The following is a 21,475-nucleotide window of genomic DNA, read 5'->3' on the forward strand; positions in this document are numbered from 1 at the left end:
TGGATGCATGGCCCACCGCGCGACGTCGAACCGGGTCCACGCGCGGGCGCCCGGCAAGATCAACGTGTTCCTCAAGGTCGGCGCCGTGCGCGACGACGGGTACCACGAGCTGGCCACCGCGTTCCAGTCGCTCTCCCTCTACGAGGACGTGTTCGCGGAGGAGGCGGCCGACTTCTCGGTCTCCTTCTCGGGCTCGATCGACACCTCCCGCCTGGCCGTCGACGGCTCCAACCTCGCGATCAAGGCGGCTCGGGCGCTCGCCCGGGCGACCGGCTACCGCGGCGGCGTGCACCTCGAGATCGAGAAGAACGTCCCCATCGCCGGCGGCATGGGCGGCGGCTCGGCCGACGCGGCGGCGACCCTGCTCGCCTGCGACGCGCTCTGGGGCACGGCCTGCACGAGGGAGCAGCTGCTGGGCATCGCCGCGAGCCTCGGCGCCGACGTCCCCTTCTCCTTCACCGGCGGCACCGCGATCGGAGTCGGCCGAGGCGACGAGCTGAGCCCGGCGCTCGCCAAGGGCCGCTTCGAGTGGGTGCTGGTCCTCTCGGAGGAGGGCCTGTCGACCCCCGAGGTCTACAGCGAGCTCGACCGGCACCGCGAGCGCCACCTGCACGACTTCCGCCCGATCTCGGCGACCCCCACCATCGATCCCAACGTGCTGCAGGCCCTCCGCGCCGGCGACGCCGCCATGCTCGCCGACGCGATGCACAACGACCTGCAGGCGCCGGCGCTGCACCTGCAGCCCGGGCTCGCCCGCATCCTCGAGCTCGGCGAGGGCCGCGGAGCGCTCGGCGGCCTCGTCTCGGGGTCCGGCCCGACCGTCGCGTTCCTCGCTCCGGACGCCGATGCGGCGGCCGACCTGCAGCGCGAGCTGAGCTCCGCGCGGCTGAGCGCCGTGCGGGTGTCCGGCCCGGTCCACGGGGCTCGCCTGCTCTCGACCTAGTCGCGGAGGCGGTGCCTCCGGAGCGGGGCTCGCGAGCCTCGCGCCCGGCGCCCTCCACAGACGGTCCGCAGAGAAGTTCCGACCTCGTGGCTTAGAGTGCCGCTCATGTCCCGCCGAGCCACCCTCTTCGCGATCCTCTCCGGGATCGTGGCCGCCGTCGTCGCCCTCGCGGCCGCCGAGGTCGTCGCGGTCTTCACCGGAGCGGGCGGCAGTCCGCTGGTCGCGGTCGGCGGCTTCGTCATCGACATCGTGCCCCCTGGCGTGAAGGACACGGTCATCGCGCTCTTCGGCACCGGCGACAAGCTCGTGCTGCTGGTCTCGATCGGCCTCGCGATCGCGCTGCTGGCCGTCGGCGCGGGAGTCCTCGAGTACCGCCGCCCGCCGTTCGGCGTGCTGCTGCTGGCCGTCGTCGCGGGCGCCGGTGCGCTCGCCGCCGTCAGCCGCGAGGGCGCGTCCGGGATCGACGCGGCGCCGAGCGTCGTGGGCATGGTGGCCGGTGCCGCGGTGCTCCGCTCGGCCTCCGTCCGCCTCCGCGGCTGGCAGGAGGAGCGCGAGAGCGACTCCCCGGACCGCCGGTCGTTCCTCCGCCTGGTCGGGATCGCCGGAGTCGCCGCGGTCGCCGCCGGCATCGGCGCCCGCTTCCTCACGTCCGCCTCCGCCGCCGTTACGGCCGTGCGCGAGGCCGTGTCCCTGCCGGCTCCCGCCTCGGCCGCCGCGCCCGTCCCGGCGGGCGCCGTGCTCGACGACATCGACGGCATCAGCTCCTACGTCACTCCCAACTCCTCGTTCTACCGGATCGACACCGCGCTCTCGGTGCCGTCGGTCGAGCCCGCCGACTGGTCGCTGAAGATCACCGGCATGGTGGAGGAGGAGATCGAGATCACCTGGGACGAGCTGCTGGCACTGCCGCTCGAGGAGCATCTGGTCACCCTGTCCTGCGTGTCCAACGAGGTCGGCGGCGACCTGATCGGCACCGCCCTCTGGCTGGGCTACCCGATCCGCGAGCTGCTGGCCCGCGCCCGGCCGACCGCCGGCGCCGACATGGTGCTCTCGCGGAGCATCGACGGCTTCACCGCCTCCAGCCCGCTCGACGTGCTGCAGGACGAGGACCGCGCGAGCCTGCTCGCCGTCGGGATGAACGGCGAGCCGCTCCCGGTCGAGCACGGCTTCCCCGTCCGGATGGTCGTCCCCGGCCTGTACGGCTACGTCTCGGCGACGAAGTGGGTCGTCGAGCTGAAGGTCACGACCTTCGCGGAGGACCTGGCGTACTGGTCGACGCGCGGCTGGACCGAGCGCGGTCCGATCAAGATCGAGTCGCGGATCGATGTGCCGCGCCAGGGCCAGCCCGTCGAGGCGGGGACGGTCGCCGTGGCGGGAGTCGCCTGGGCGCCGCACACCGGCATCGCGAAGGTGGAGGTGCAGATCGACGGCGGCGCCTGGCAGGAGGCGCGCCTCGCCGAGCAGGTCACCGCGGACACGTGGATCCAGTGGGTCCTCGAGTGGGACGCGACGGTCGGCGACCACGTCGTGACCGTGCGCGCCACCGACGCGGACGGCACGGTGCAGACCACGGTCGAGCGCCCGCCCGCTCCCGACGGTGCCACGGGACTGCACCGCCGCTCGGTGTCCGTCTCGGAGCCGGCGCCCGCGGGCTGAGGTCCGGGGGCCGCGACCCGGCCGCACTGTGATCGACTCGCGGCCGACCGCTCAGGCGGCACCGCCTAGGCTGGATCCCTATGGCACATCTGCTGGGCGCCGAGGCGCTGCGACTCGAGTACCCCACACGCGTGATCTTCGACGACGTCTCCCTGGGGATCGAGGAGGGCGACCGCATCGGGATCGTCGGACGCAACGGCGACGGCAAGTCGACCCTCCTGCGCCTGCTCGCGCAGCGCATCGAGCCGGACAGCGGCCGCGTCACGCACCGCCGCGGCGTCACGCTCGGGATGCTCGACCAGGCCGACACGGTCGACGAGGACCTCACCGTCGCCCAGGCCGTCGTCGGCGGGCTCCAGGAGCACGAGTGGGCGGGCGACGCGCGCACCCGAGACGTGATCGCGGGCCTGCTGCGCGACGTCCCCTGGGACGGAGTGGTCGGCTCCCTCTCGGGCGGCCAGCGGCGCCGGGTCGCCCTCGCGAAGCTGCTCGTCGGCGACTGGGACGTCGTCTTCCTCGACGAGCCCACCAACCACCTCGACGTCGAGGGCATCGCCTGGCTGGCCGAGCACCTCAAGCGCCGCTGGGCGGCGTCATCGGGCGGGCTCGCGGTCGTCACCCACGACCGGTGGTTCCTCGACGAGATCTGCACCGCCACCTGGGAGGTGCACGACCGTCTCGTCGAGCCGTTCGAGGGCGGGTACGCGGCGTACATCCTGCAGCGCGTCGAGCGCGACCGGATGGCGTCGACCATGGAGGCCAAGCGCCAGAACCTGATGAAGAAGGAGCTCGCCTGGCTCCGGCGCGGCGCCCCCGCCCGCACGGCCAAGCCCAAGTTCCGGATCGACGCCGCGAACCAGCTGATCGAGGACGAGCCCCCGGTGCGCGACTCGGTCTCGCTCTCGCAGCTCGCCGTCTCGCGCCTGGGCAAGGACGTCGTCGACCTGCTCGACGTCACCGTCCGCTACGGCGAGCGGACCGTCCTCAACCGCATCGAGTGGCGGATCGCGCCCGGCGAGCGCACCGGCATCCTGGGCGTGAACGGCGCCGGCAAATCGACCCTCCTCGGCCTGGTCGCGGGCAGCGTGGAGCCGACGAGCGGCCGGGTGAAGCGCGGCACCACCGTGCGCGTCGCGATCCTCGACCAGCAGCTGCGCGAGCTGACCGGTGTCCAGCACCGGCCCGTCCGCGAGATCATCGCGGAGCAGCGCACCAGCTACTCCATCGGCGGCAAGGAGATGACTCCGGGCCAGCTGCTCGAGCGGCTCGGCTTCTCGAGCGCGCAGCTCTCGACGCCCGTGAAGGACCTCTCGGGCGGTCAGCGCCGGAGGCTCCAGCTCCTGCTCATCCTGCTCAGCGAGCCCAACGTGCTGATCCTCGACGAGCCGACCAACGACCTCGACACCGACATGCTCGCCGCGATCGAGGACCTGCTCGACTCCTGGCCGGGCACCCTCCTCGTCGTCTCGCACGACCGGTACCTGCTCGAGCGCGTCACCGACCAGCAGTACGCCGTGATGGACGGCGCGTTCCGCCACCTGCCCGGCGGCGTCGAGCAGTACCTCGACCTGCGCCGCGCGCTCGAGAAGGGTGCGCCCGCGGCGGCGTCGTCGGGCTCCTCCTCCGCCGCGCCGGCGTCGAGCGGACTCGCGGGGGCCGAGCGGCGCACCGCTGAGAAGGAGGTGTCGGCGATCGACCGGCGCCTGCACAAGCTCACGCAGCTGACGAAGACCGTCCACGAGAAGATGGCGACGCACGACCAGGACGACTACGACGGCATCCTGGCGCTCAACGCCTCGCTCCGCGCCTACGAGGACGAGACGGCCGAGCTCGAGCTGCGCTGGCTGGAGCTCTCGGAGCAGCTCGAGGGCTGACGCCGCTCTCCTCCGCGGCACCGGCAGCTGTCCCGTACCGCCTGGGCGGGCCGCCGTCGCGGGCCCGTACCGACCGGCTCAGCCGAAGTCGAGGGAGAGCTTCCGGAGGAGCTGCGCCAGCCGCTCCTGCTGGGCGTGGGTGAGCGCGCCGAGCAGCTCCTGCTCCGCGTCGACCAGGCGGGTGATCGCCGCGTCGACCCGGGCGAGCCCCGACGGCGTCATCTGCACCAGCACGCCGCGCCCGTCGTTCGGGTCGTCGAGGCGCTCGACCAGGTCGCGCTCGACCAGCCGGTCGATGCGGTTGGTCATGGTCCCGCTGGTGACCATGGTCGCCTGGAGGAGCTGCTTGGGGCTCATCCGGTAGGGCGCGCCCGCGCGCCGCAGGGCCGAGAGCACGTCGAACTCCCACGTCTCGAGCTCGGACCGGCCGAAGGCGCTGCCGCGCGCGCGCTCGAGCTGCTTGGCCAGCCGGCGCATCCGCGAGAAGACCTGGAGCGGCGTGAAGTCGAGATCGGGCCGCTCCCGGACCCAGGCGTCGACGATCCCGTCGACCTCGTCATTCGCACTCACCCGTCCATTGTGGCGGCTGGGCGGCTCGGGGGACGCCGGGAGGCGGACGGGTTGGGAGGCGGACGGGCCGGGAGGCGGGGACCTCCCGGGCCGCCGTCGCCCGCTTGAGCGGCGGCCGCCCGCGCCCGAGGCGGGGCCGGGGGCGCGGGGGTGGCAGGATGGACGGCGCGCGATCGCGCGGTCCGCCATGGTGTAACGGCAGCACGGCAGCCTTTGGAGCTGTCCGGTCCAGGTTCGAATCCTGGTGGCGGAGCGGCACCAGGACGGTGCGCTCACGGAGGAGAACGCGAAGAACATGGCAGACAGCACGCTCGCCGTCGTGATCCTGGCGGCAGGCCAGGGCACCCGCATGAAGTCCCGCACCCCGAAGGTCCTGCACCGCCTCGCCGGGAGGCCGCTGCTCGGGCACGTGCTCGACACGGCCGCCTCGCTCGACGCGGCGCACGTCGTCACCGTGGTGCGCCACGAGCGCGACCGGGTCGCCGAGGCCGTCCTCGAGCACACCCCCTCCGCGCTGGTGGTGGACCAGGACGAGACGCCCGGCACCGGCCGCGCGGTCGAGCAGGGCCTCGCGGCGCTCCCGGCGTCCTTCGCCGGCACGGTCGTCGTGCTGAGCGCCGACGTCCCGCTGCTGGACGCGCCGACCCTCCGCCGCCTGGTCGACGAGCACCTCGCCGCGGCGAACGCGCTCACCATGATCTCCTGCGTGCTCGAGGACCCGACCGGCTTCGGCCGGATCGTCCGCGGTGGCGACGGCGCCTTCGCCTCCATCGTGGAGCAGAAGGACGCGAGCCCCGACGAGCTCGACCTCACCGAGATCAACGCCGGCGTCTACGCCTTCGACGCCGCCGCGCTCCGCTCGGTCATCGGCGCGATCGGCACCGAGAACGCCCAGCGGGAGAAGTACCTCACCGACGCCGCCGCCGCGCTCAAGGCCGCCGGCCGCGCGATCGAGGCCGTCCCCGTGCAGGACCGCTGGCTCGTGGCCGGGATCAACGACCGCGCCCAGCTCGCCGACGCGGCGCTCGAGCTCAACGCGCGCATCGTGCGCCGCTGGCAGCTCGAGGGCGTCACGATCCAGGACCCGGCGACCACCTGGATCGACGTGGACGCGGTCCTCGCCCCGGACGTCGAGATCCTCCCGGGCACGCAGATCAAGGGCCCGACCGTCATCGCCACCGGCGCGGTCATCGGCCCGGACACCACGCTCGACTCCTGCGAGGTCGGCGAGGACGCGGTCGTGAAGCGCTCCGACGCGACGCTCGCCGTGATCGGCGCGAAGGCCCAGGTCGGACCGTTCTCGTTCCTCCGCCCCGGCACCGTGCTCGGCGCCCGCGGCAAGATCGGCACCTACGTCGAGACCAAGAACGCCGTGATCGGCGAGGGATCGAAGGTCCCGCACCTCTCCTACGTCGGCGACGCGGTCATCGGCGAGGAGTCGAACATCGGCGCCGGCTCGATCTTCGCCAACTACGACGGGGTGAGCAAGGCGTCCTCCGTGGTGGGCTCGCACGTGCGTGCGGGGTCGCACAACGTCTTCGTCGCCCCCGTTAGAATCGGTGACGGAGCGTACACGGGCGCCGGCACGGTCATCCGCAAGGACATCCCCGCCGGAGCCCTCGGGATCACCGTCGCTCCGCAGCGCAACATGGCCGGGTGGGTGCAGACCCACCGTCCGGGCACCGCAGCGGCCGACGCCGCCGAGGCGGCCCTGGCGTCGGATCCCACCGGATCCGACCAGGCGCCCACCGGAGGAAGCGGAGCACAGTGACCGGCATCACCGCCAGCAACAAGAAGAGCCTGGTCCTCGTCTCGGGGAGGGCGCATCCGGCACTGGCGGAGGCGGTCGCCGCCGAGCTCGGGACCGAGCTCGTCACGACCGAGGGGCGCACCTTCGCCAACGGCGAGCTCTACGTCCGCTACGGCGAGTCGGTCCGCGGAGGCGACGTGTTCGTCCTCCAGTCGCACACGTCCCCGATCAACGAGTGGCTGATGGAGCAGCTGATCATGGTCGACGCGCTCAAGCGCGCCTCCGCCAAGCGGATCACCGTGGTCGCCCCGTTCTACCCCTACGCGCGCCAGGACAAGAAGGGCCGCGGCCGCGAGCCGATCTCGGCCCGCCTCGTCGCGGACCTCTTCAAGGCGGCGGGAGCCGACCGGATCATGTCGGTCGACCTGCACGCGGCGCAGATCCAGGGCTTCTTCGACGGCCCCGTCGACCACCTCTTCGCGATGCCGGTGCTGCTCGAGCACTTCCGCGAGAAGCTCGACCCCTCGACCCTCACCATCGTCTCGCCCGACATGGGCCGCGTCCGCGTCGCCGACATCTGGAGCGACAAGCTCGGCGTCCCGCTGGCGATCATCCACAAGCGCCGCGACCCGAAGGTCGCCAACCAGGTCTCCGTCCACGAGATCGTCGGCGAGGTGAAGGGCCGCGTCTGCCTCCTCGTCGACGACCTCATCGACACCGGGCGCACCATCGCGAAGGCGGCCGAGGCGCTGAAGAAGGCGGGCGCGATCGGCGTGGTCGTCGCGGCCACCCACGCCGTCTTCTCGGACCCGGCGGTCGAGCTCCTGAGCTCCGAGTTCATCGACTCGGTCGTCGTCACCGACACTCTGCCGCTGCCGCCGGAGAAGACCTGGGACCGCCTGACGATCCTGCCCATCGCTCCGCTGCTGGCCCGCGCCATCCACGAGGTCTTCGACGACGGCTCGGTGACGTCGATGTTCGACGGCGACGCGTAGGACCCCGCACCCCGGGTGCGCCCTGCACGGCGCACCCGGGTCCCGCCCCGGCTCCACCGCCTAGGGTGAGGCCGTGCCCCAGCGTTCGGATGCGACCCTCGCCCTGGCGGCGGTCTTCCTGGTCTGGTCGCCGGCCGCCGCGGCGGCGGGCTGGTGGCTGCTCCTCGGGCTCGCCGTCGCGGCGGCCGCCGCGGCCCTGGGCGCCGTCGCCGACGCCGGGCGCACCGTCCACGACGGCCCCTCCTCCGAGTGGCTCGGGATCGTCGGGCGCGCCTTCGCCTCGGCCGCGCTGGCCCTGACCGCGGCCCAGTCGGTCCTCGGGGGAGCGGCCCGGCCCCTGGCCGTCCTGCTGCTCGTGGCCGTCGCGCTCTTCGGTCTGCGCGGCGGGCGCCTCCCCGCCCGCCCGGTCCTGCTCCTCGTCGGTGCGGTCGTCGTCCTGCTGGCCGCCGCCGCCGTGCTCGTGCTGGCGTCCCGTCCGGACCCCGCGCCGCTCGACCCGCTGCGCGACGGAGGGCCGCTGGGAGCCGGCACCGCCGCGGCGCTGCTCCTGATCCTCCTGCCGACCTCCCGCTCCGGCGCGGTGACGGCTCTCCGCCCCGCCCTGCTGCGCATCGGGATCGCCACGGCGGCCGCCGCCGCGCTCGGCACCGGTCTGCTCCTGGCGGCCGGTCCCGAGGTCCTCGCGTCCTCGGAGACCCCCCTGAGCGCTGTCACCCGGGGCACGCCCGCGTTCGGGCTCGTCGGGGCCGCCGCGGTGATCGCGGTCCTGCTCGCGCTCCTCGACCTCGGGAGGAGGGATGCGCGCGCCCTCGTCCGTCTCGCCGGCGCGGGGGAGATCCCGGCAGTGCTCGCCACCAGGAACCGCAGGACCGGCGTGCCGGCGGCGGCCCAGCTCGTCCTCTGCCTGGTCGCCGTGCTCGCGGTCGTGATCCTCGACGCCGACGCGCTGCTCGCCTTCGCCGTGGCCGCTCTGCTGGTGGCGACCATCGTGCGGCGCCTCGACCACGGAGCGGCCGGGGCGAGCGGGCCCGCCCTCGCGTCGGCCGCGGTCTCGCTGCTGCTCCTGCTCGCCCTCCCGGCGGCCACGGCGGCCGCCGCAGCGGTGCTCCTGGCGGCGCTCCTGATCGCGCGGGCGTTCCGGACCTGAGGGGTCAGCCGGCCCGGGCGTCGAGCGCCCGCTCGGGGAGCCGGACGCCACCGCCCGGCTCCGCTGACGACAGGGGACCTCTCTCCGCAACGAGGAAGGCGCCCCCGCCCGAGGATCCGTGGATCCTGCGGGCGGGGACGCCTTCCCGTGCGACGCGGGTCAGTGCGTGGAGGGGTCCTGCTCGACCTCGGTGCGGTCACCCGACCACAGCGTGTGGAAGGTGCCCTCCTTGTCGACGCGCTTGTAGGTGTGCGCTCCGAAGAAGTCGCGCTGGCCCTGAACGAGAGCGGACGGGAGGCGCTTGGAAGCGAGCGAGTCGTAGTACGACAGCGCGGCGCCGAAACCGGGGATCGGCACGCCCGAGAGCGCGGCGGTCGAGACGATGCGGCGCCAGGCGGCCTCGCCGTTGGCGACGGCCTCGGCGAAGTACGGGTCCTCGAGGAGGGTCGTGATGCCGGCGTTCTCGTCGTAGGCGTCGACGATGCGGTTGAGGAACTGGGCGCGGATGATGCAGCCCGCGCGCCAGATCTTGGCGACCGCGCCCTTGTCGATCTCCCAGCCGTACTTCTCGGCCCCGGCGATGATCGCGTCGAAGCCCTGCGAGTAGGCGACGACCTTGGAGGCGTAGAGCGCGGCGCGCACGTCGTCCTCGAAGCCCTCGTACTTCTCGACCGGGGTCGGGCGCGAGGTGACGCGGGCCTGCACGGCCTCGCGCTGCTCGGGGTGGGAGGACACGGCACGGGCGAAGACGGCCTCGGCGATGCCGCCGACGGGGACGCCGAGGTCGAGCGCGTTCTGCACGGTCCAGACGCCGGTGCCCTTCGAGCCGGCCTGGTCGAGGACGACGTCGATGAAGGGATTGCCGGTGTCGGCGTCGACCTGGCGGAGCACCTCGGCGGTGATCTCGATGAGGTACGACTCGAGGTCGCCCTTGTTCCAGGCGTCGAAGACCTCGGCGATGGCGGCGGGCTCGTGTCCGCCGACGGTGCGGAGCAGGTCGTACGCCTCGGCGATGAGCTGCATGTCGGCGTACTCGATGCCGTTGTGGATCATCTTGACGAAGTGGCCGGCGCCGTCCGTGCCGATGTGGGTGACGCAGGGCTCGCCCTCGGCGACCGCGGCGATCGACGAGAGGATCGGGCCGAGGGTCCTGTAGGACTCGACCGAGCCGCCGGGCATGATCGACGGGCCCTTGAGCGCGCCCTCCTCGCCGCCGGAGATGCCGGTGCCGACGAAGTGGATGCCGGTCTCGCGGACGGCCTTCTCGCGGCGGATGGTGTCGGTGAAGAGCGCGTTGCCGCCGTCGACGATGATGTCGCCGGGCTCGAAGACCTTCGTCAGCTGCTCGATCACGGCGTCGGTGCCGCGGCCGGCCTGGACCATGATGATCGCGGTGCGCGGGGTGGCGAGCGAGGCGGCGAAGTCCTCGATGGTCTCGGACGCGACGAAGCCCGCCTCCGGGTGCTCCGTGATGAGGGTCTCGGTGCGGCCGTAGGAGCGGTTGAACACCGCGACCGTGTTGCCCTCGCGGCTGGCGAGGTTGCGGGCGAGGTTCGAGCCCATCACCGCCAGACCGACGACTCCGATGTTGGCTGTGGCGGTGGGCTTGTCAGACACGGTTCTCCTCGACGTTCGCGTTCAGGGGCGAGCCCAGGCTAGCCCCGGGTCGCTCCGGGGAGCCCGGGTCCGAGCCGTCTCCCGGCTGCACATCGGTCGTGCGGCGCGCGCACGGTCTTGCGCGCGCCGCGACGACCGCGACCGGAACCGGTCAGGCGCCGTGGCCGAGGGGGACGCGCTCCGACGGGATCGGCGGCGGCGGGGGAGTGCCGTCGCCGAACGGGCGGCCGCCGAGCTCCTCGCGGCGCGAGGGGACGAGCCAGCCGGAGAGGTCCGGGCCCTTGGGGACGACGCCGGTCGGATTGATGTCCCGCTGCACCTCGTAGTAGTGCGACTTGATGTGGGTGAAGTCGATCGTGTCGCCGAACCCCGGAGTGGCGAACAGATCCCGGGCGTAGCCCCAGAGCGCGGGCATCGCCGACAGCAGGTTCCGGTTGGCCTTGAAGTGGCTGTAGTAGACGGCGTCGAAGCGGGCGAGCGTCGTGAAGAGCCGCACGTCCGCCTCGGTGATGGTGTCGCCGACCAGGTAGCGGCGGGTGCTCAGCCGCTCCTCCAGCCAGTCCAGCCGCGCCCAGAGGCGGTCGTAGGCCCGGTCGTAGGAGCGCTGCGACCCGGCGAAGCCGCACTTGTAGACGCCGTTGTTCACGTCGTGGAAGACCAGCTCGGCGATCTCGTCGATCTCCTCGCGGTGCTCCTCGGGGTAGAGGTCGGGGGCGCCGTCGCGGTGGAACGCGGTCCACTCGGTGGAGAAGTCGAGCGTCATCACCGGGTAGTCGTTCGTGACGACCTGGCCGCTCGGGATGTCCACGAGGGCCGGGACGGTGATCCCGCGCGGGTAGTCGGGGAAGCGGGCGAAGAACGCGTCCTGGAGGCGGGGGATGCCCAGCACCGGGTCGACCCCGCCCGGATCGAGGTCGAAGGTCCAGCTGCGCTTGTCGTGCGTGGGCCCGCAGATGCCCATCGAGAGGGCGTCCTCGAGACCGAGCAGGCGCCGCACGATCACGGCGCGGTTCGCCCACGGGCAGGCGCGGGAGACCACGAGGCGGTAGCGCCCGGCCTCCACCGGGTACCCGTCGCGGCCGTCGGCGGTGATCCGCGTCGGGATGTAGTTCGTGTCGCGGTGGAAGCCGTTCTTCTCGACGTAGGAGCCGAAGTCGTCGCTCGTCATACCCGCACGGTAGGCGGTCCGCCTGGACGTCCGGCTCCGAGTCCGGCGGCGCGACCGCCTGCTGGCGGGCGGCCGCGATGCCGGGTAGGATCGGCAGCTGAACTTCGGCGAGGGATGCACGTGCATCCGTGATCGACGCGGTGGAAGCAGGCGAGGCCCCCACGGGGCGCCACGGACTTCTCCTCACGCTGACATGCGTTCGAGTCGACAAACCGTCCGTGGCCGCAGGCCACGACCCGATCCGGTGGCGTGCGCGCCGCCCAAGGAGAACATCATGGCTGAACTGACCAACAAGGTCGTCGTCGAGGTCCGCACCTCGTTCGGCAAGGGCGCCGCCCGCAAGATCCGCGCGCAGGACAAGATCCCCGCGGTCCTCTACGGTCACGGCACCGAGCCCCAGCACCTCACCCTCCCGGGCCACCAGGTGCTCCTGCTCACCCGCAAGGCGAACGCGATCCTCGAGCTCGACATCGAGGGCGCCGCGCAGACGACGCTGGTGAAGGACATCCAGCGCGACCCGGTGCGCCAGATCATCGAGCACATCGACCTCGTCGTCATCAACAAGGGCGAGAAGGTCGAGGTGGACATCCCCGTGCACGTCGAGGGCGACGCCGCTCCCGGCACCCTCGTCTCGATCGAGTCGAACACCCTCTCGCTCGAGGTCGACGCCACGCGCATCCCGCAGAACATCGTCGTCTCCGTCGAGGGCCTCGAGGCCGGCACGCAGATCACCGCCGCCGACGTCACGCTCCCCGAGGGCGCCACGCTGGTCACCGACGCCGAGATCCTCATCGTCAACGTCACCGCCGAGGTCGAGCAGGACCTGGGCGAGGACGACGAGACCCCGGCCTCGGGCGACGTCGTCGCCGAGACCGCGGAGTAGTCCGCACCACCCCGGGAACGGGCCCGCTCGCAGCCGCGGCGGGCCCGTTCCGCGTCCGGCGGGGACCCCCCGCCGCCCCCGAGGAAGAGGAACGACATGGGTGACACCTGGCTGGTCGTCGGACTGGGCAACCCGGGCGCGCAGTACGCGCGCAACCGGCACAACGTCGGCCAGATGGTGCTCGACGAGCTCGCGACGCGGATCGGCGGCTCGTTCCGCCGGCACAACCGCGCCAACGCCGTGGTCGCCGAGGGCTTCCTCCGCCCGGGCGGACCGAAGCTCGTGCTGGGCAAGCCCAACAGCTTCATGAACCTCTCCGGCGGGCCGACGGCGCAGCTGCTCGACTTCTACTCGGTCGACCCGGCGCACCTGATCGTCGTGCACGACGAGCTCGACATCTCTTTCGACACCCTGCGCCTCAAGCAGGGCGGCGGTCACGGAGGGCACAACGGCATCCGCGACATCCTCGCGGCGACCGGAGGAGCCGAGTTCCTGCGCGTGCGGGTCGGCATCGGCCGCCCGCCGGGCCGCCAGCAGGCCGCCGACTTCGTGCTGAAGGACTTCGCCGGCCCGGAGCGCGAGGCGCTCCCGATCCTGGTCTCGGACGCCGCCGACGCCGTCGAGCTCATCGCCGACTCCGGCCTCTCCGCCGCCCAGCTGAAGTTCCACACCAGCGCCTGACCCGCCCTCCACCGAGGGGACCCCGGACGGCGAGGGAGACCGCAGCGCCGGGCTCCCTCGACGGTTCGGGGTTCCCTCGGCGGTCGGCCCGCGGGGCGGCCGTAAACTGGACCCGTGCCCCTCAACGAGATCATCTCGGCGCTGTCGCGCGCCTCCACGTTCGACGATGCTCTCGCGTACGCGGTGCGGGACGCCGACTTCTCGGTGGCTGACGGCCTCCGGGTCCCCCTGCTCGCGGGCCTGATCGAGAGGCGCGCGGAGGCGGGACGCCCGCAGGCGGCGCTGGTGGTCACGGCCACGGGCCGCGACTCCGAGAACGTGCGCGCCTCTCTCGGCTGCATGCTGCCGGATGCGGACGTCGTCGAGTTCCCCGCGTGGGAGACGCTGCCGCACGAGCGCCTCAGCCCGAGCGCCGAGATCGTGGGGCGGCGCCTGGACGCGCTGCGGCGGATGAAGCAGTGGTCCGGCGAGCGGCCCCTCGTGGTGGTCGCCTCCGTGCGCGCGGCGCTGCAGCCGGTCGCCGACAACCTCGCCGATATCGAGCCGATCCGACTCGTGAAGGGCGCCCGCGGCTACGACCTCGGCCGCATCTCCTCCGAGCTGGTCGACCTGGCCTACGCCCGGGTCGACATGGTCACGCGCCGCGGCGAGTTCGCCGTGCGCGGCGGCATCCTCGACGTCTTCCCCGCGGTGGCCGAGCATCCGAGCCGAGTGGACTTCTTCGGCGACGAGGTCGACTCCATCCGCGGCTTCTCCGTGGCCGATCAGCGCTCGCTCCCGGGCGAGGCCGACTCGGTGGTCCTCCCGCCGAGCCGCGAGCTGCTGCTGGTGCCCGCGGTGCGGCAGCGGGCCCGCGAGATGCTGCACGAGTTCCCGAGCCTGTCGGCGATGCTCGCCAAGATCGCCGAGGGCATCCCGGTCGAGGGGATGGAGTCGCTCGCCCCCGCGCTGCTGGAGCGGCTGGTCCCGATCTCGCACTACCTCCCCGAGGGTGCGGCCGTCGCGGTCCTCGCCCCCGAGCGCGTGGCGACGCGGGCGATCAGCCTCGCCGAGACGAACCGCGAGTTCCTGCAGGCGGCCTGGAGCGCGGCGACCGCCGGCGCCGAGGCCCCCATCGACCTCGCCTCGGGCGAGTTCATCTCGCTCGGCGCGCTCCGCGACTCCGTGAAGCTCAGCGCCCCGGGCGCCGACGCTCCTGACCACCCGTGGTGGACGATGAGCACGTTCCGCCAGGGCCCCGCCGCGGGCGAGGCCGAGGTGCTGCCGGAGGAGCTCGGGATCGACGAGATCCTCGCCGTCCGCGTCGAGGGCGAGCCGGTCCCCGGCTTCGGAGCGAGCGTCGAGGGCGCCCTCGCCCACGTCCGCGCGCGCCTGGCCGACGGCTGGACCGTGGTCCTCACCGCGCCCGGCACCGGCACGGTCGAGCGCACCGACCAGGTGCTCGCCGAGCACGAGGTCGCCGCCCGCATCGTCGCCGACCTCCCCGCCGGGCTCGAGACGGGCCTCGCCTACGTGGTGCAGGCCTCCGTCGACCACGGCTTCGAGGTGGAGGAGGCGAAGCTCGCCCTGCTCACCGACACGGAGTTCTACGGCCGCACCGTCGGCTACGACTCCCGCGCGGTGAAGAAGCTCGCGTCGCGCCGCAAGAACGTCGTCGACCCGCTGCAGCTCACCCCCGGCGACTTCGTGGTGCACGCCACCCACGGCATCGGCCGGTTCGTGGAGCTCTCGCAGCGCGAGGTCTCCAGCGGGGGCCGCAATGCGATCAAGACGCGCCGCGAGTACCTGGTGCTCGAGTACGCCCCCAGCAAGCGCGGCTTCCCCGGCGACAAGCTGCTCGTCCCCACGGACCAGCTCGACCTGCTCTCCCGCTACGTCGGCGGCGAGGCTCCGGCGCTGAGCAAGATGGGCGGGAGCGACTGGGCGCAGGCCAAGAGCAAGGCCCGCCGCGCGGTCCGCGACATCGCGGTCGAGCTCGTGAAGCTCTACTCCGCCCGGATGGCCTCCCGCGGGCACGCGTTCCCGCCGGACACCCCCTGGCAGCGCGAGCTGGAGGAGGCGTTCCCGTTCGCCGAGACCCCCGACCAGCTCACCGTCATCGACGAGGTCAAGGCCGACATGGAGCGGCCGATCCCGATGGACCGCCTGCTCTCGGGCGACGTCGGCTTCGGCAAGACCGAGGTCGCCGTGCGCGCCGCGTTCAAGGCGATCCAGGACGGGAAGCAGGTCGCGATGCTCGTGCCGACCACGCTGCTCGTCCGCCAGCACCTCGAGACGTTCCAGGAGCGCTTCGCCGGCTTCCCCGTCCACCTGCGGGCGCTCAGCCGGTTCCAGAGCGCGAAGGAGTCGAAGGAGACGATCGAGGGCCTGGCCGACGGCACCGTCGACATGGTCATCGCGACCCACCGGCTCCTCAGCGACAACATCGTCTTCAAGGACCTCGGCCTGCTCGTGATCGACGAGGAGCAGCGTTTCGGCGTCGAGCACAAGGACAAGCTCAAGGCGCTGAAGAAGAACGTCGACATCCTCTCGATGAGCGCCACGCCCATCCCGCGGACGCTCGAGATGGCGGTGACCGGCATCCGCGAGATGTCGACCCTCGCGACCCCGCCGGAGGAGCGCCACCCGATCCTCACCTTCGTCGGCCCCTACTCCGAGAAGCAGGTGTCGGCCGCGATCCGCCGGGAGCTCCTGCGCGAGGGCCAGGTGTTCTTCGTGCACAACCGCGTCTCGACGATCAACCGCGTCGCCTCGCAGCTCGCCGAGCTGGTGCCCGAGGCGCGGATCGCGGTCGCGCACGGCAAGCTCAGCGAGTCGCAGCTCGAGCGGATCATCGTCGACTTCTGGGAGCGCAAGTTCGACGTCCTGGTGTCGACGACGATCGTCGAGACCGGCCTCGACATCCCGAACGCCAACACGCTGATCGTCGACCGCGCCGACAAGTACGGTCTCTCGCAGCTGCACCAGCTGCGCGGGCGGGTCGGCCGCGGCCGCGAGCGCGCCTACGCCTACCTCCTCTACGACGAGACGAAGCCGCTGAGCGAGACCGCGCACGACCGGCTGCAGACCCTGGCCGCCAACTCGGACCTCGGCGGCGGCATGCAGATCGCGCTGAAGGACCTCGAGATCCGCGGTGCGGGCAACCTCCTCGGCGGCGAGCAGTCCGGGCACATCCAGGGCGTGGGATTCGACCTCTACCTGCGGATGATCGGCGAGGCCGTCGACACCTTCCGCGGCGAGGTCGCCGAGGGGCAGACGGAGCTGCGGCTCGAGCTGCCCGTCGACGCGCGCATCCCGGAGGAGTACGTCGACAGCGAGCGGCTGCGCCTGGAGGCGTACCAGAAGCTGTCGGCCGCGTCGTCGCCGACGGCGAAGGAGGGGAGCATCGACCTCGTGGTCGAGGAGCTGACCGACCGCTACGGCGAGCTGCCCGAGGCGGTCGAGAACCTCATCCTGGTGTCGAGGCTGCGGATGCGCGCACAGAAGGCGGGCCTGAGCGACGTGGTCGCGATGGGCTCGAACGTCCGCGTGGCTCCCGCTCATCTGCCCGACTCGATCCAGGTGCGCCTGCGCCGGATGTACCCGACCGCGAAGTACCTGCAGCAGGCCGACGCGGTCGTCGTGCCGATGCCCGTGCTCGACGGCGTCCCGCTCGGCGACCGGGCGCTCATCCAGTGGGTGGCGTCGCTCCTGGACTCGCTGTTCCCGGAGCCGGTCACCGTCTGAGGTCCTCGGGGCGGCGCTCCCCGGAGGCGCGCCGCCCCGCTCCGGCGGCCGTCGCCGCTGCGGGAGGGCCCGCTGGCAGGATGGAGGGCATGCCGCTCCTCGCCGCCCGACGCCCCCGCGAGCCGGAGCCGCTCGCCGGCCCGCTGGTCGCCGTCGGCGGGGTCGCGGTGCGCGCCTCGGGCGTCGAGCTGCTCGCGCCGTGCTCGCTCGAGGTGGAGGCGGGGGAGCGCGTCGCGGTGACGGGCCGCAACGGCACCGGCAAGACCACGCTCCTGCGGGTGATCGCCGGCCTCACCGCTCCGAGCGAGGGAGTCGTGGCGGTGGCCGGGCGCGCCCCGGAGGAGCGCTCCGCCGCCCACCGCCGCGCCGTCGCCGCCCTGATCGGCACCCCGCCCTTCGAGCGGGACCTGACCCTCGAGGAGCACCTCGCGATGGTGGCCGTCTCGTGGGGCGCGCCGGTCGCCGACGCCCGCCGCGAGGCCGCGGCTGGTCTCGACGCGCTCGCACTCGCTCCGCTCGCCCGCCGCTTCCCGCACGAGCTCTCCTCCGGGCAGACGCAGCTGTTCTCCCTCGCGCTCGTGCTGGCCCGGCCCTCGGCGGTGCTGCTGCTCGACGAGCCGGAGCAGCGGCTCGACGTCGAGCGGGTGCCGCTGGTGGCGGAAGTCCTGCGGCGCGCAGCCGCGTCCCGGGCACTCGTCGTCGCGACCCACAGCCCTGTGCTGATCCAGGGTCTGGGCGCGCGGGTCGTCGAGCTGGAGCGGGCGTGACGCGCGCGGAGAGGGCTCGCGTCGCCGAGGTGCGGGCTCTGCACCGGCACCGCGCCGCGGCTCCGCCGAGTCCGCGCACCTACGCGGGCTACCTCGCCGCGATGACCGTCCTCGTCGTCGTCCTCCCCGTCGCCCGGGCCCTCGCGCTCCTCGCTGCCGAGGCGGGAGCCGTGCCGGAGCCGCTGATCGCCCTCGCCGCGGGTCTCGCCCTGCCCGCCGCCGTGCTCCTGGGCCGGGTGCGCGGACCCGCGGTGGGCGAGCCGCACACCACGGCCGTGCTGCTCGCGACCGATCTGCGCCGCTGGTCGGTGCTCCGCCGACCCGTGGTCCGGGCGTCGGCCGGTCTCGTGGCGTGCTGCTCCGCCGTCGCGTCGCTCCTCGCCCTCGCCGCCTCCGCGCCGCTCCTCGAGGCCGTCGCCGGCGGCGCCGCGTTCGCCGGCCTCCTCGCCGTCGCCTGGCTCGCCGGTCAGTGCCTCCCCTCGCGCCTCCCCGCGCTCCCGGCGGGCCTCCTCGCCTCCCTCGCGGTCCTCGGGGCCCTCCTGCCCGGTGCGCCCACGCCGGGCGGCCTCCTCGCCTCAGCCGTGAGCGGAGCGGAGGAGGTGCGCGCCGCGACCGTGCTGCTCGCGTCGGCCGCGGTCCTCCTGGCCGCGGCGCCCCGGCTGCTCGACGCCGCGCGCGGGCCTCGCCTCCTCGCCCAGGCCCGGCAGTGGTCGGCGACCACCCGGCTCGGAGCGACGGGCGACCTCGCCGAGTCGCTCGACGGGTACCGCGCCCTCCCGGCGATCGGGCGGGGGCTCCGAGCGGTCCGCCTCTCCCCGTTCGCCCTCGCGGTGCCGGTGCGCGACGCGATCGGCGCGCTGCGCACTCCCGGCCGCTCAGCGGTCGCGGTCGTCGCCCTGGCCGTTGCCGGCGCCGCCGCCGTGCTCGCCGCGGTCGTGCCGTCCTCCCTCCTCGCACTCCCGGCCGCCGCGGCGGGCGTGCTCGCCTACCTCGGCGCCGGCGTCTGGAGCGACGGCTTCCGCCACGCCGCCGCGACAGCGGGGCAGCCGGCGCTCCTCGCCCCCGGTCCGTTCGAGCTGCTCCTCCTGCACGCCGTGCTCCCTCTGGTGCTCGCGGTCGGAGTCGCGGTGCTCGGCGCCCTCGCCGCCTCGCTGCTGCTCCCGGGCGCGGCGGTGCCGGTGGCCGCCGCGACCGCCGTCGCCGCCGTCGCCGCGCGGGCGATGGACGCGACCCGGGGTCCGCTGCCGCCGCAGCTGCTCAGCCCGGTGCCGCTCCCGATCGGGGACGGCGCGGGAGTCGCGGTGGTCCTCTGGAACCTGGCGGGTGCACTCGTCAGCGCCTCGACCGCGGTGTCCGTCGCGGCGTCACCCGGGCTCCTCGCCGCGGTGCCGCTCGTCGCCGGCGGCTGCCTCCTCGTCGCGCGGCGGCGTCTCGCGCGGGCCTGAGGCTCCCGGGCGCCCGCGCCGCCCGGATGTCCGCGGCGGCGGCCGGACCGGATGCGAGGATGGCGGGGTGACCGCGCATCCCCGGCTCGACGAGCTCATCCGCACCGTCCACGTCCTCCGCGCCCCGGGCGGCTGCCCGTGGGACGCCGAGCAGACCCACGAGTCGCTCGTGCGCTACCTGATCGAGGAGTCGCACGAGCTCGTCGACGCCATCGAGGCGGGGGACCGGGCCGACCTGATCGAGGAGCTCGGCGACGTCCTCTACCAGGTGCTCTTCCACGCCGACCTGGCGGCCGAGAGCGCCGAGCCCTTCACCATCGAGGACGTCGCGGCGCACATGAACGCCAAGATGATCGGCCGCCACCCGCACGTCTTCGGCGACGCCACGGCCGAGACGGCCGACGACGTCATCGCGGTGTGGGACGAGCTCAAGCGCACCGAGAAGCCGCACCGCACCAGCGTGCTCGACGGGATCCCGCAGGGCATGCCCGCCCTCGCGCTCGCCGACAAGGTGATCGGCAAGGCGACCTCGCTGGGCGTCGTGGACGCCGGCCAGGGCCCTCTGCCCATCGAGTCGGAGGAGGACCTCGGCCCGCTGCTGCTGGCCATCGTCGCCTCCGCCCGCGCCCAGGGGCTCGACGCCGAGCGCGCGCTCCGCACGGCGACGCGCGACCTGCAGGACGAGATCCGCGCGGTGGAGCAGGAGCGGCGCGCGGACTGAGGCGTCCGCCGGCCCGCCCCGGCCGATCTGGGAGAATCGCCGTCATGGCCTCCCCGATCACCCCGCCCCGCGGCATGCGCGACTTCCTCCCCGCCGACAAGGCGAAGCGCGAGCACGCGCTCGGCGTCATCCGCCGCGTGTACGCCTCCCACGGGTTCGACGAGATCGAGACGCCCGTGGTCGAGGACTTCGACCGCCTCCACTCCGGGCTCGGCGGCGACAACGAGAAGCTCGCCTTCAGCGTCCTGCGCCGCGGGCTCACCCGCGACGACCTGGCGGCGGTCGACGACGCGTCCGCCCTCGCCGACCTCGGCCTGCGCTTCGACCTCACGGTGCCGCTCGCCCGCTTCTACGCCTCGCACCGCGCCGAGCTGCCGGCCGTCTTCCGGTCGGTGCAGATCGCGCCGGTGTGGCGCGCCGAGCGCCCGCAAAAGGGGCGGTACCGCCAGTTCGTGCAGTGCGACATCGACATCATCGGCGAGCCCGGGCAGCTGGCCGAGGTCGAGCTCATCACGGCGACCGCGGCGGCGCTCGACGCGCTGGGCCTCGAGGACTGCACCATCCGGATCAACGACCGCCGCATCCTCACCGGAATCCTCGAGCACTGCGGCTTCGCCCCCGAGCGCTTCGGCCCGGCGCTGATCTCGATCGACAAGCTCGACAAGATCGGCGCCACCGGTGTCGTCGCCGAGCTCGAGGCCGACGGGCCGGACGCGGCCGCGGTCCTCGGGGGCTACCTCGCGCGGATCGAGGAGGCGGTCGCCGCCGGGGGAGTGGCGCTCGAGCAGTCCGCGATCCTCGACGTGCTGCCCGAGGGCATCGACCCGGAGGCGGTGCTCGCGCTCGAGACCCTGGCCCGGTCGCTGCGCTCGCTGCCCGCCGGCGTCTCGCTCCGCTTCGACCCGACGCTCGTGCGGGGCATGGGCTACTACACCGGCACGATCTTCGAGATCGCGCACCCGTCCTCGGGCTCCTCGGTCGGCGGAGGCGGGCGGTACGACGGGATGATCGGCCGCTTCCTCGGTCAGGACGTGCCGGCCTGCGGCTTCTCGATCGGCTTCGAGCGGATCGTCGAGCTGATCGGCGGTGCCGTCGTCGAGCGTCCCGACGCCGTCGTCCTCGTCCACGAGCGCGACGCGGCGCCCGAGCTGCTGCTCGCGCTCAAGCAGGAGCTGATCGCCCGGGGCTCGCGCGTGCGCCTCGAGCGCCGGGCGAAGAACCTCACCCCGCTGCTGGACCGCGCGGCCGCCGCGGGATTCACCCGCTTCGCGCTCGTCCCGCGCGACGCCGCCTCCGCCGCCGATCTCTCCTTCAAGGACCTCGGCTGAGCCGCACCGGCTGTTCCGGATGAGCGTCGCCGGCTGCCGGCGCTGAGCCATGTCCGCGGGAGGGGCCGGGGCCGTCCTGTCGGGCCTGAACAGGGTCTCAGATGATCCGTCAGAGGATCATGTCGATCTGGTCGGATCCTTGTCGGATCCGTGAGAGCCTTAATACCCGCGAAATCTGCGGACACACCCGAGAAATCTCCCCCG

Annotated in this window: 16 protein-coding genes and 1 tRNA gene; 14 read left to right on the top strand and 3 right to left on the bottom strand. The window is 73.4% G+C overall.

Annotated features, from left to right (window positions below):
- The first annotated feature begins 7 nt into the window (after positions 1-7).
- The 3 genes from C5D09_RS06680 (at position 8) to C5D09_RS06690 (ending at position 4,473) form a co-directional block, all read left to right on the top strand.
- Positions 8-943 (top strand): 4-(cytidine 5'-diphospho)-2-C-methyl-D-erythritol kinase, encoded by a 936-nt coding sequence (locus tag C5D09_RS06680; RefSeq protein ID WP_104268899.1) that lies wholly within the window; start codon positions 8-10, stop codon positions 941-943.
- A gap of 105 nt (positions 944-1,048) precedes the next feature.
- Positions 1,049-2,599, top strand: a complete 1,551-nt coding sequence (locus C5D09_RS06685) for a molybdopterin-dependent oxidoreductase (RefSeq protein ID WP_104247360.1) — start codon at positions 1,049-1,051, stop codon at positions 2,597-2,599.
- A gap of 80 nt (positions 2,600-2,679) precedes the next feature.
- The gene (locus C5D09_RS06690) at positions 2,680-4,473 is read left to right on the top strand and encodes an ABC-F family ATP-binding cassette domain-containing protein (RefSeq protein WP_104233689.1); all 1,794 of its coding nucleotides are present in this window, start codon (positions 2,680-2,682) and stop codon (positions 4,471-4,473) included.
- 78 nt (positions 4,474-4,551) lie between these two features.
- On the opposite strand, the gene C5D09_RS06695 is transcribed toward C5D09_RS06690, so the two are convergent.
- Entirely contained in the window at positions 4,552-5,043 is a 492-nt protein-coding gene (locus C5D09_RS06695; RefSeq protein ID WP_104222340.1) for a MarR family winged helix-turn-helix transcriptional regulator, read from the bottom strand.
- Positions 5,044-5,224: 181 nt separating this feature from the next.
- Between C5D09_RS06695 and C5D09_RS06700 the strand changes: the two genes are divergently transcribed.
- The 4 genes from C5D09_RS06700 (at position 5,225) to C5D09_RS06715 (ending at position 8,935) form a co-directional block, all read left to right on the top strand.
- A tRNA-Gln gene (locus C5D09_RS06700) sits at positions 5,225-5,296 on the top strand.
- Between the two features lie 42 nt (positions 5,297-5,338).
- Entirely contained in the window at positions 5,339-6,814 is a 1,476-nt protein-coding gene (glmU, locus tag C5D09_RS06705) for a bifunctional UDP-N-acetylglucosamine diphosphorylase/glucosamine-1-phosphate N-acetyltransferase GlmU (RefSeq protein WP_104268913.1), read from the top strand.
- Complete coding sequence (locus C5D09_RS06710) at positions 6,811-7,788, top strand: ribose-phosphate diphosphokinase (RefSeq protein ID WP_104222342.1); 978 nt, start codon at positions 6,811-6,813, stop codon at positions 7,786-7,788. The genes glmU and C5D09_RS06710 overlap by 4 nt, the downstream gene beginning before the upstream one ends.
- Before the next feature lie 73 nt (positions 7,789-7,861).
- On the top strand, positions 7,862-8,935 hold the full coding sequence (locus C5D09_RS06715) for a hypothetical protein (protein WP_104268901.1): 1,074 nt from the start codon (positions 7,862-7,864) through the stop codon (positions 8,933-8,935).
- Positions 8,936-9,094: 159 nt separating this feature from the next.
- Here C5D09_RS06715 and gndA read toward each other — a convergent pair whose 3' ends face one another.
- Complete coding sequence (gene gndA, locus C5D09_RS06720; protein WP_104268902.1) at positions 9,095-10,552, bottom strand: NADP-dependent phosphogluconate dehydrogenase; 1,458 nt, start codon at positions 10,550-10,552, stop codon at positions 9,095-9,097.
- A gap of 151 nt (positions 10,553-10,703) precedes the next feature.
- The gene (locus C5D09_RS06725; RefSeq protein ID WP_104226929.1) at positions 10,704-11,720 is read right to left on the bottom strand and encodes a glutathione S-transferase family protein; all 1,017 of its coding nucleotides are present in this window, start codon (positions 11,718-11,720) and stop codon (positions 10,704-10,706) included.
- A 274-nt stretch (positions 11,721-11,994) separates the two neighbouring features.
- On the opposite strand from C5D09_RS06725, the gene C5D09_RS06730 reads away from it, so the two are divergent.
- The 7 genes from C5D09_RS06730 (at position 11,995) to hisS (ending at position 21,271) form a co-directional block, all read left to right on the top strand.
- Complete coding sequence (locus C5D09_RS06730) at positions 11,995-12,603, top strand: 50S ribosomal protein L25/general stress protein Ctc (RefSeq protein ID WP_104233682.1); 609 nt, start codon at positions 11,995-11,997, stop codon at positions 12,601-12,603.
- Positions 12,604-12,699: 96 nt separating this feature from the next.
- The gene (gene pth, locus C5D09_RS06735) at positions 12,700-13,284 is read left to right on the top strand and encodes an aminoacyl-tRNA hydrolase (protein WP_104262853.1); all 585 of its coding nucleotides are present in this window, start codon (positions 12,700-12,702) and stop codon (positions 13,282-13,284) included.
- Positions 13,285-13,398: 114 nt separating this feature from the next.
- A complete protein-coding gene (gene mfd, locus C5D09_RS06740) occupies positions 13,399-17,010 on the top strand; it encodes a transcription-repair coupling factor (RefSeq protein WP_104248107.1) in 3,612 nt (1,203 codons plus the stop codon).
- A gap of 89 nt (positions 17,011-17,099) precedes the next feature.
- Positions 17,100-17,777, top strand: coding sequence for an ATP-binding cassette domain-containing protein (locus C5D09_RS06745; protein WP_104268903.1), 678 nt, complete (start codon positions 17,100-17,102; stop codon positions 17,775-17,777).
- Positions 17,774-19,222: a hypothetical protein gene (locus C5D09_RS06750; protein WP_104268904.1), complete on the top strand. Its 1,449-nt coding sequence runs from the start codon at positions 17,774-17,776 to the stop codon at positions 19,220-19,222. The genes C5D09_RS06745 and C5D09_RS06750 overlap by 4 nt, the downstream gene beginning before the upstream one ends.
- A 67-nt stretch (positions 19,223-19,289) precedes the next feature.
- A complete protein-coding gene (locus C5D09_RS06755) occupies positions 19,290-19,943 on the top strand; it encodes a MazG family protein (RefSeq protein ID WP_104222356.1) in 654 nt (217 codons plus the stop codon).
- A gap of 44 nt (positions 19,944-19,987) precedes the next feature.
- Positions 19,988-21,271 (top strand): histidine--tRNA ligase, encoded by a 1,284-nt coding sequence (gene hisS, locus C5D09_RS06760; protein WP_104222357.1) that lies wholly within the window; start codon positions 19,988-19,990, stop codon positions 21,269-21,271.
- Positions 21,272-21,475 lie beyond the last annotated feature (204 nt).

Source organism: Rathayibacter sp. AY1C9 (assembly GCF_002932315.1).
GTDB lineage: Bacteria > Actinomycetota > Actinomycetes > Actinomycetales > Microbacteriaceae > Rathayibacter.

What these genes read in the sequence shown, in the direction of transcription:
- hisS (WP_104222357.1), top strand. Translation starts at nt 19,988, where the DNA reads ATGGCCTCCCCGATCACCCCGCCCCGCGGCATGCGCGACTTCCTCCCC.
- C5D09_RS06730 (WP_104233682.1), top strand. Translation starts at nt 11,995, where the DNA reads ATGGCTGAACTGACCAACAAGGTCGTCGTCGAGGTCCGCACCTCGTTC.
- glmU (WP_104268913.1), top strand. Translation starts at nt 5,339, where the DNA reads ATGGCAGACAGCACGCTCGCCGTCGTGATCCTGGCGGCAGGCCAGGGC.
- C5D09_RS06685 (WP_104247360.1), top strand. Translation starts at nt 1,049, where the DNA reads ATGTCCCGCCGAGCCACCCTCTTCGCGATCCTCTCCGGGATCGTGGCC.
- pth (WP_104262853.1), top strand. Translation starts at nt 12,700, where the DNA reads ATGGGTGACACCTGGCTGGTCGTCGGACTGGGCAACCCGGGCGCGCAG.
- C5D09_RS06745 (WP_104268903.1), top strand. Translation starts at nt 17,100, where the DNA reads ATGCCGCTCCTCGCCGCCCGACGCCCCCGCGAGCCGGAGCCGCTCGCC.
- C5D09_RS06680 (WP_104268899.1), top strand. Translation starts at nt 8, where the DNA reads ATGGCCCACCGCGCGACGTCGAACCGGGTCCACGCGCGGGCGCCCGGC.
- C5D09_RS06725 (WP_104226929.1), bottom strand. Translation starts at nt 11,720, where the DNA reads ATGACGAGCGACGACTTCGGCTCCTACGTCGAGAAGAACGGCTTCCAC.
- C5D09_RS06690 (WP_104233689.1), top strand. Translation starts at nt 2,680, where the DNA reads ATGGCACATCTGCTGGGCGCCGAGGCGCTGCGACTCGAGTACCCCACA.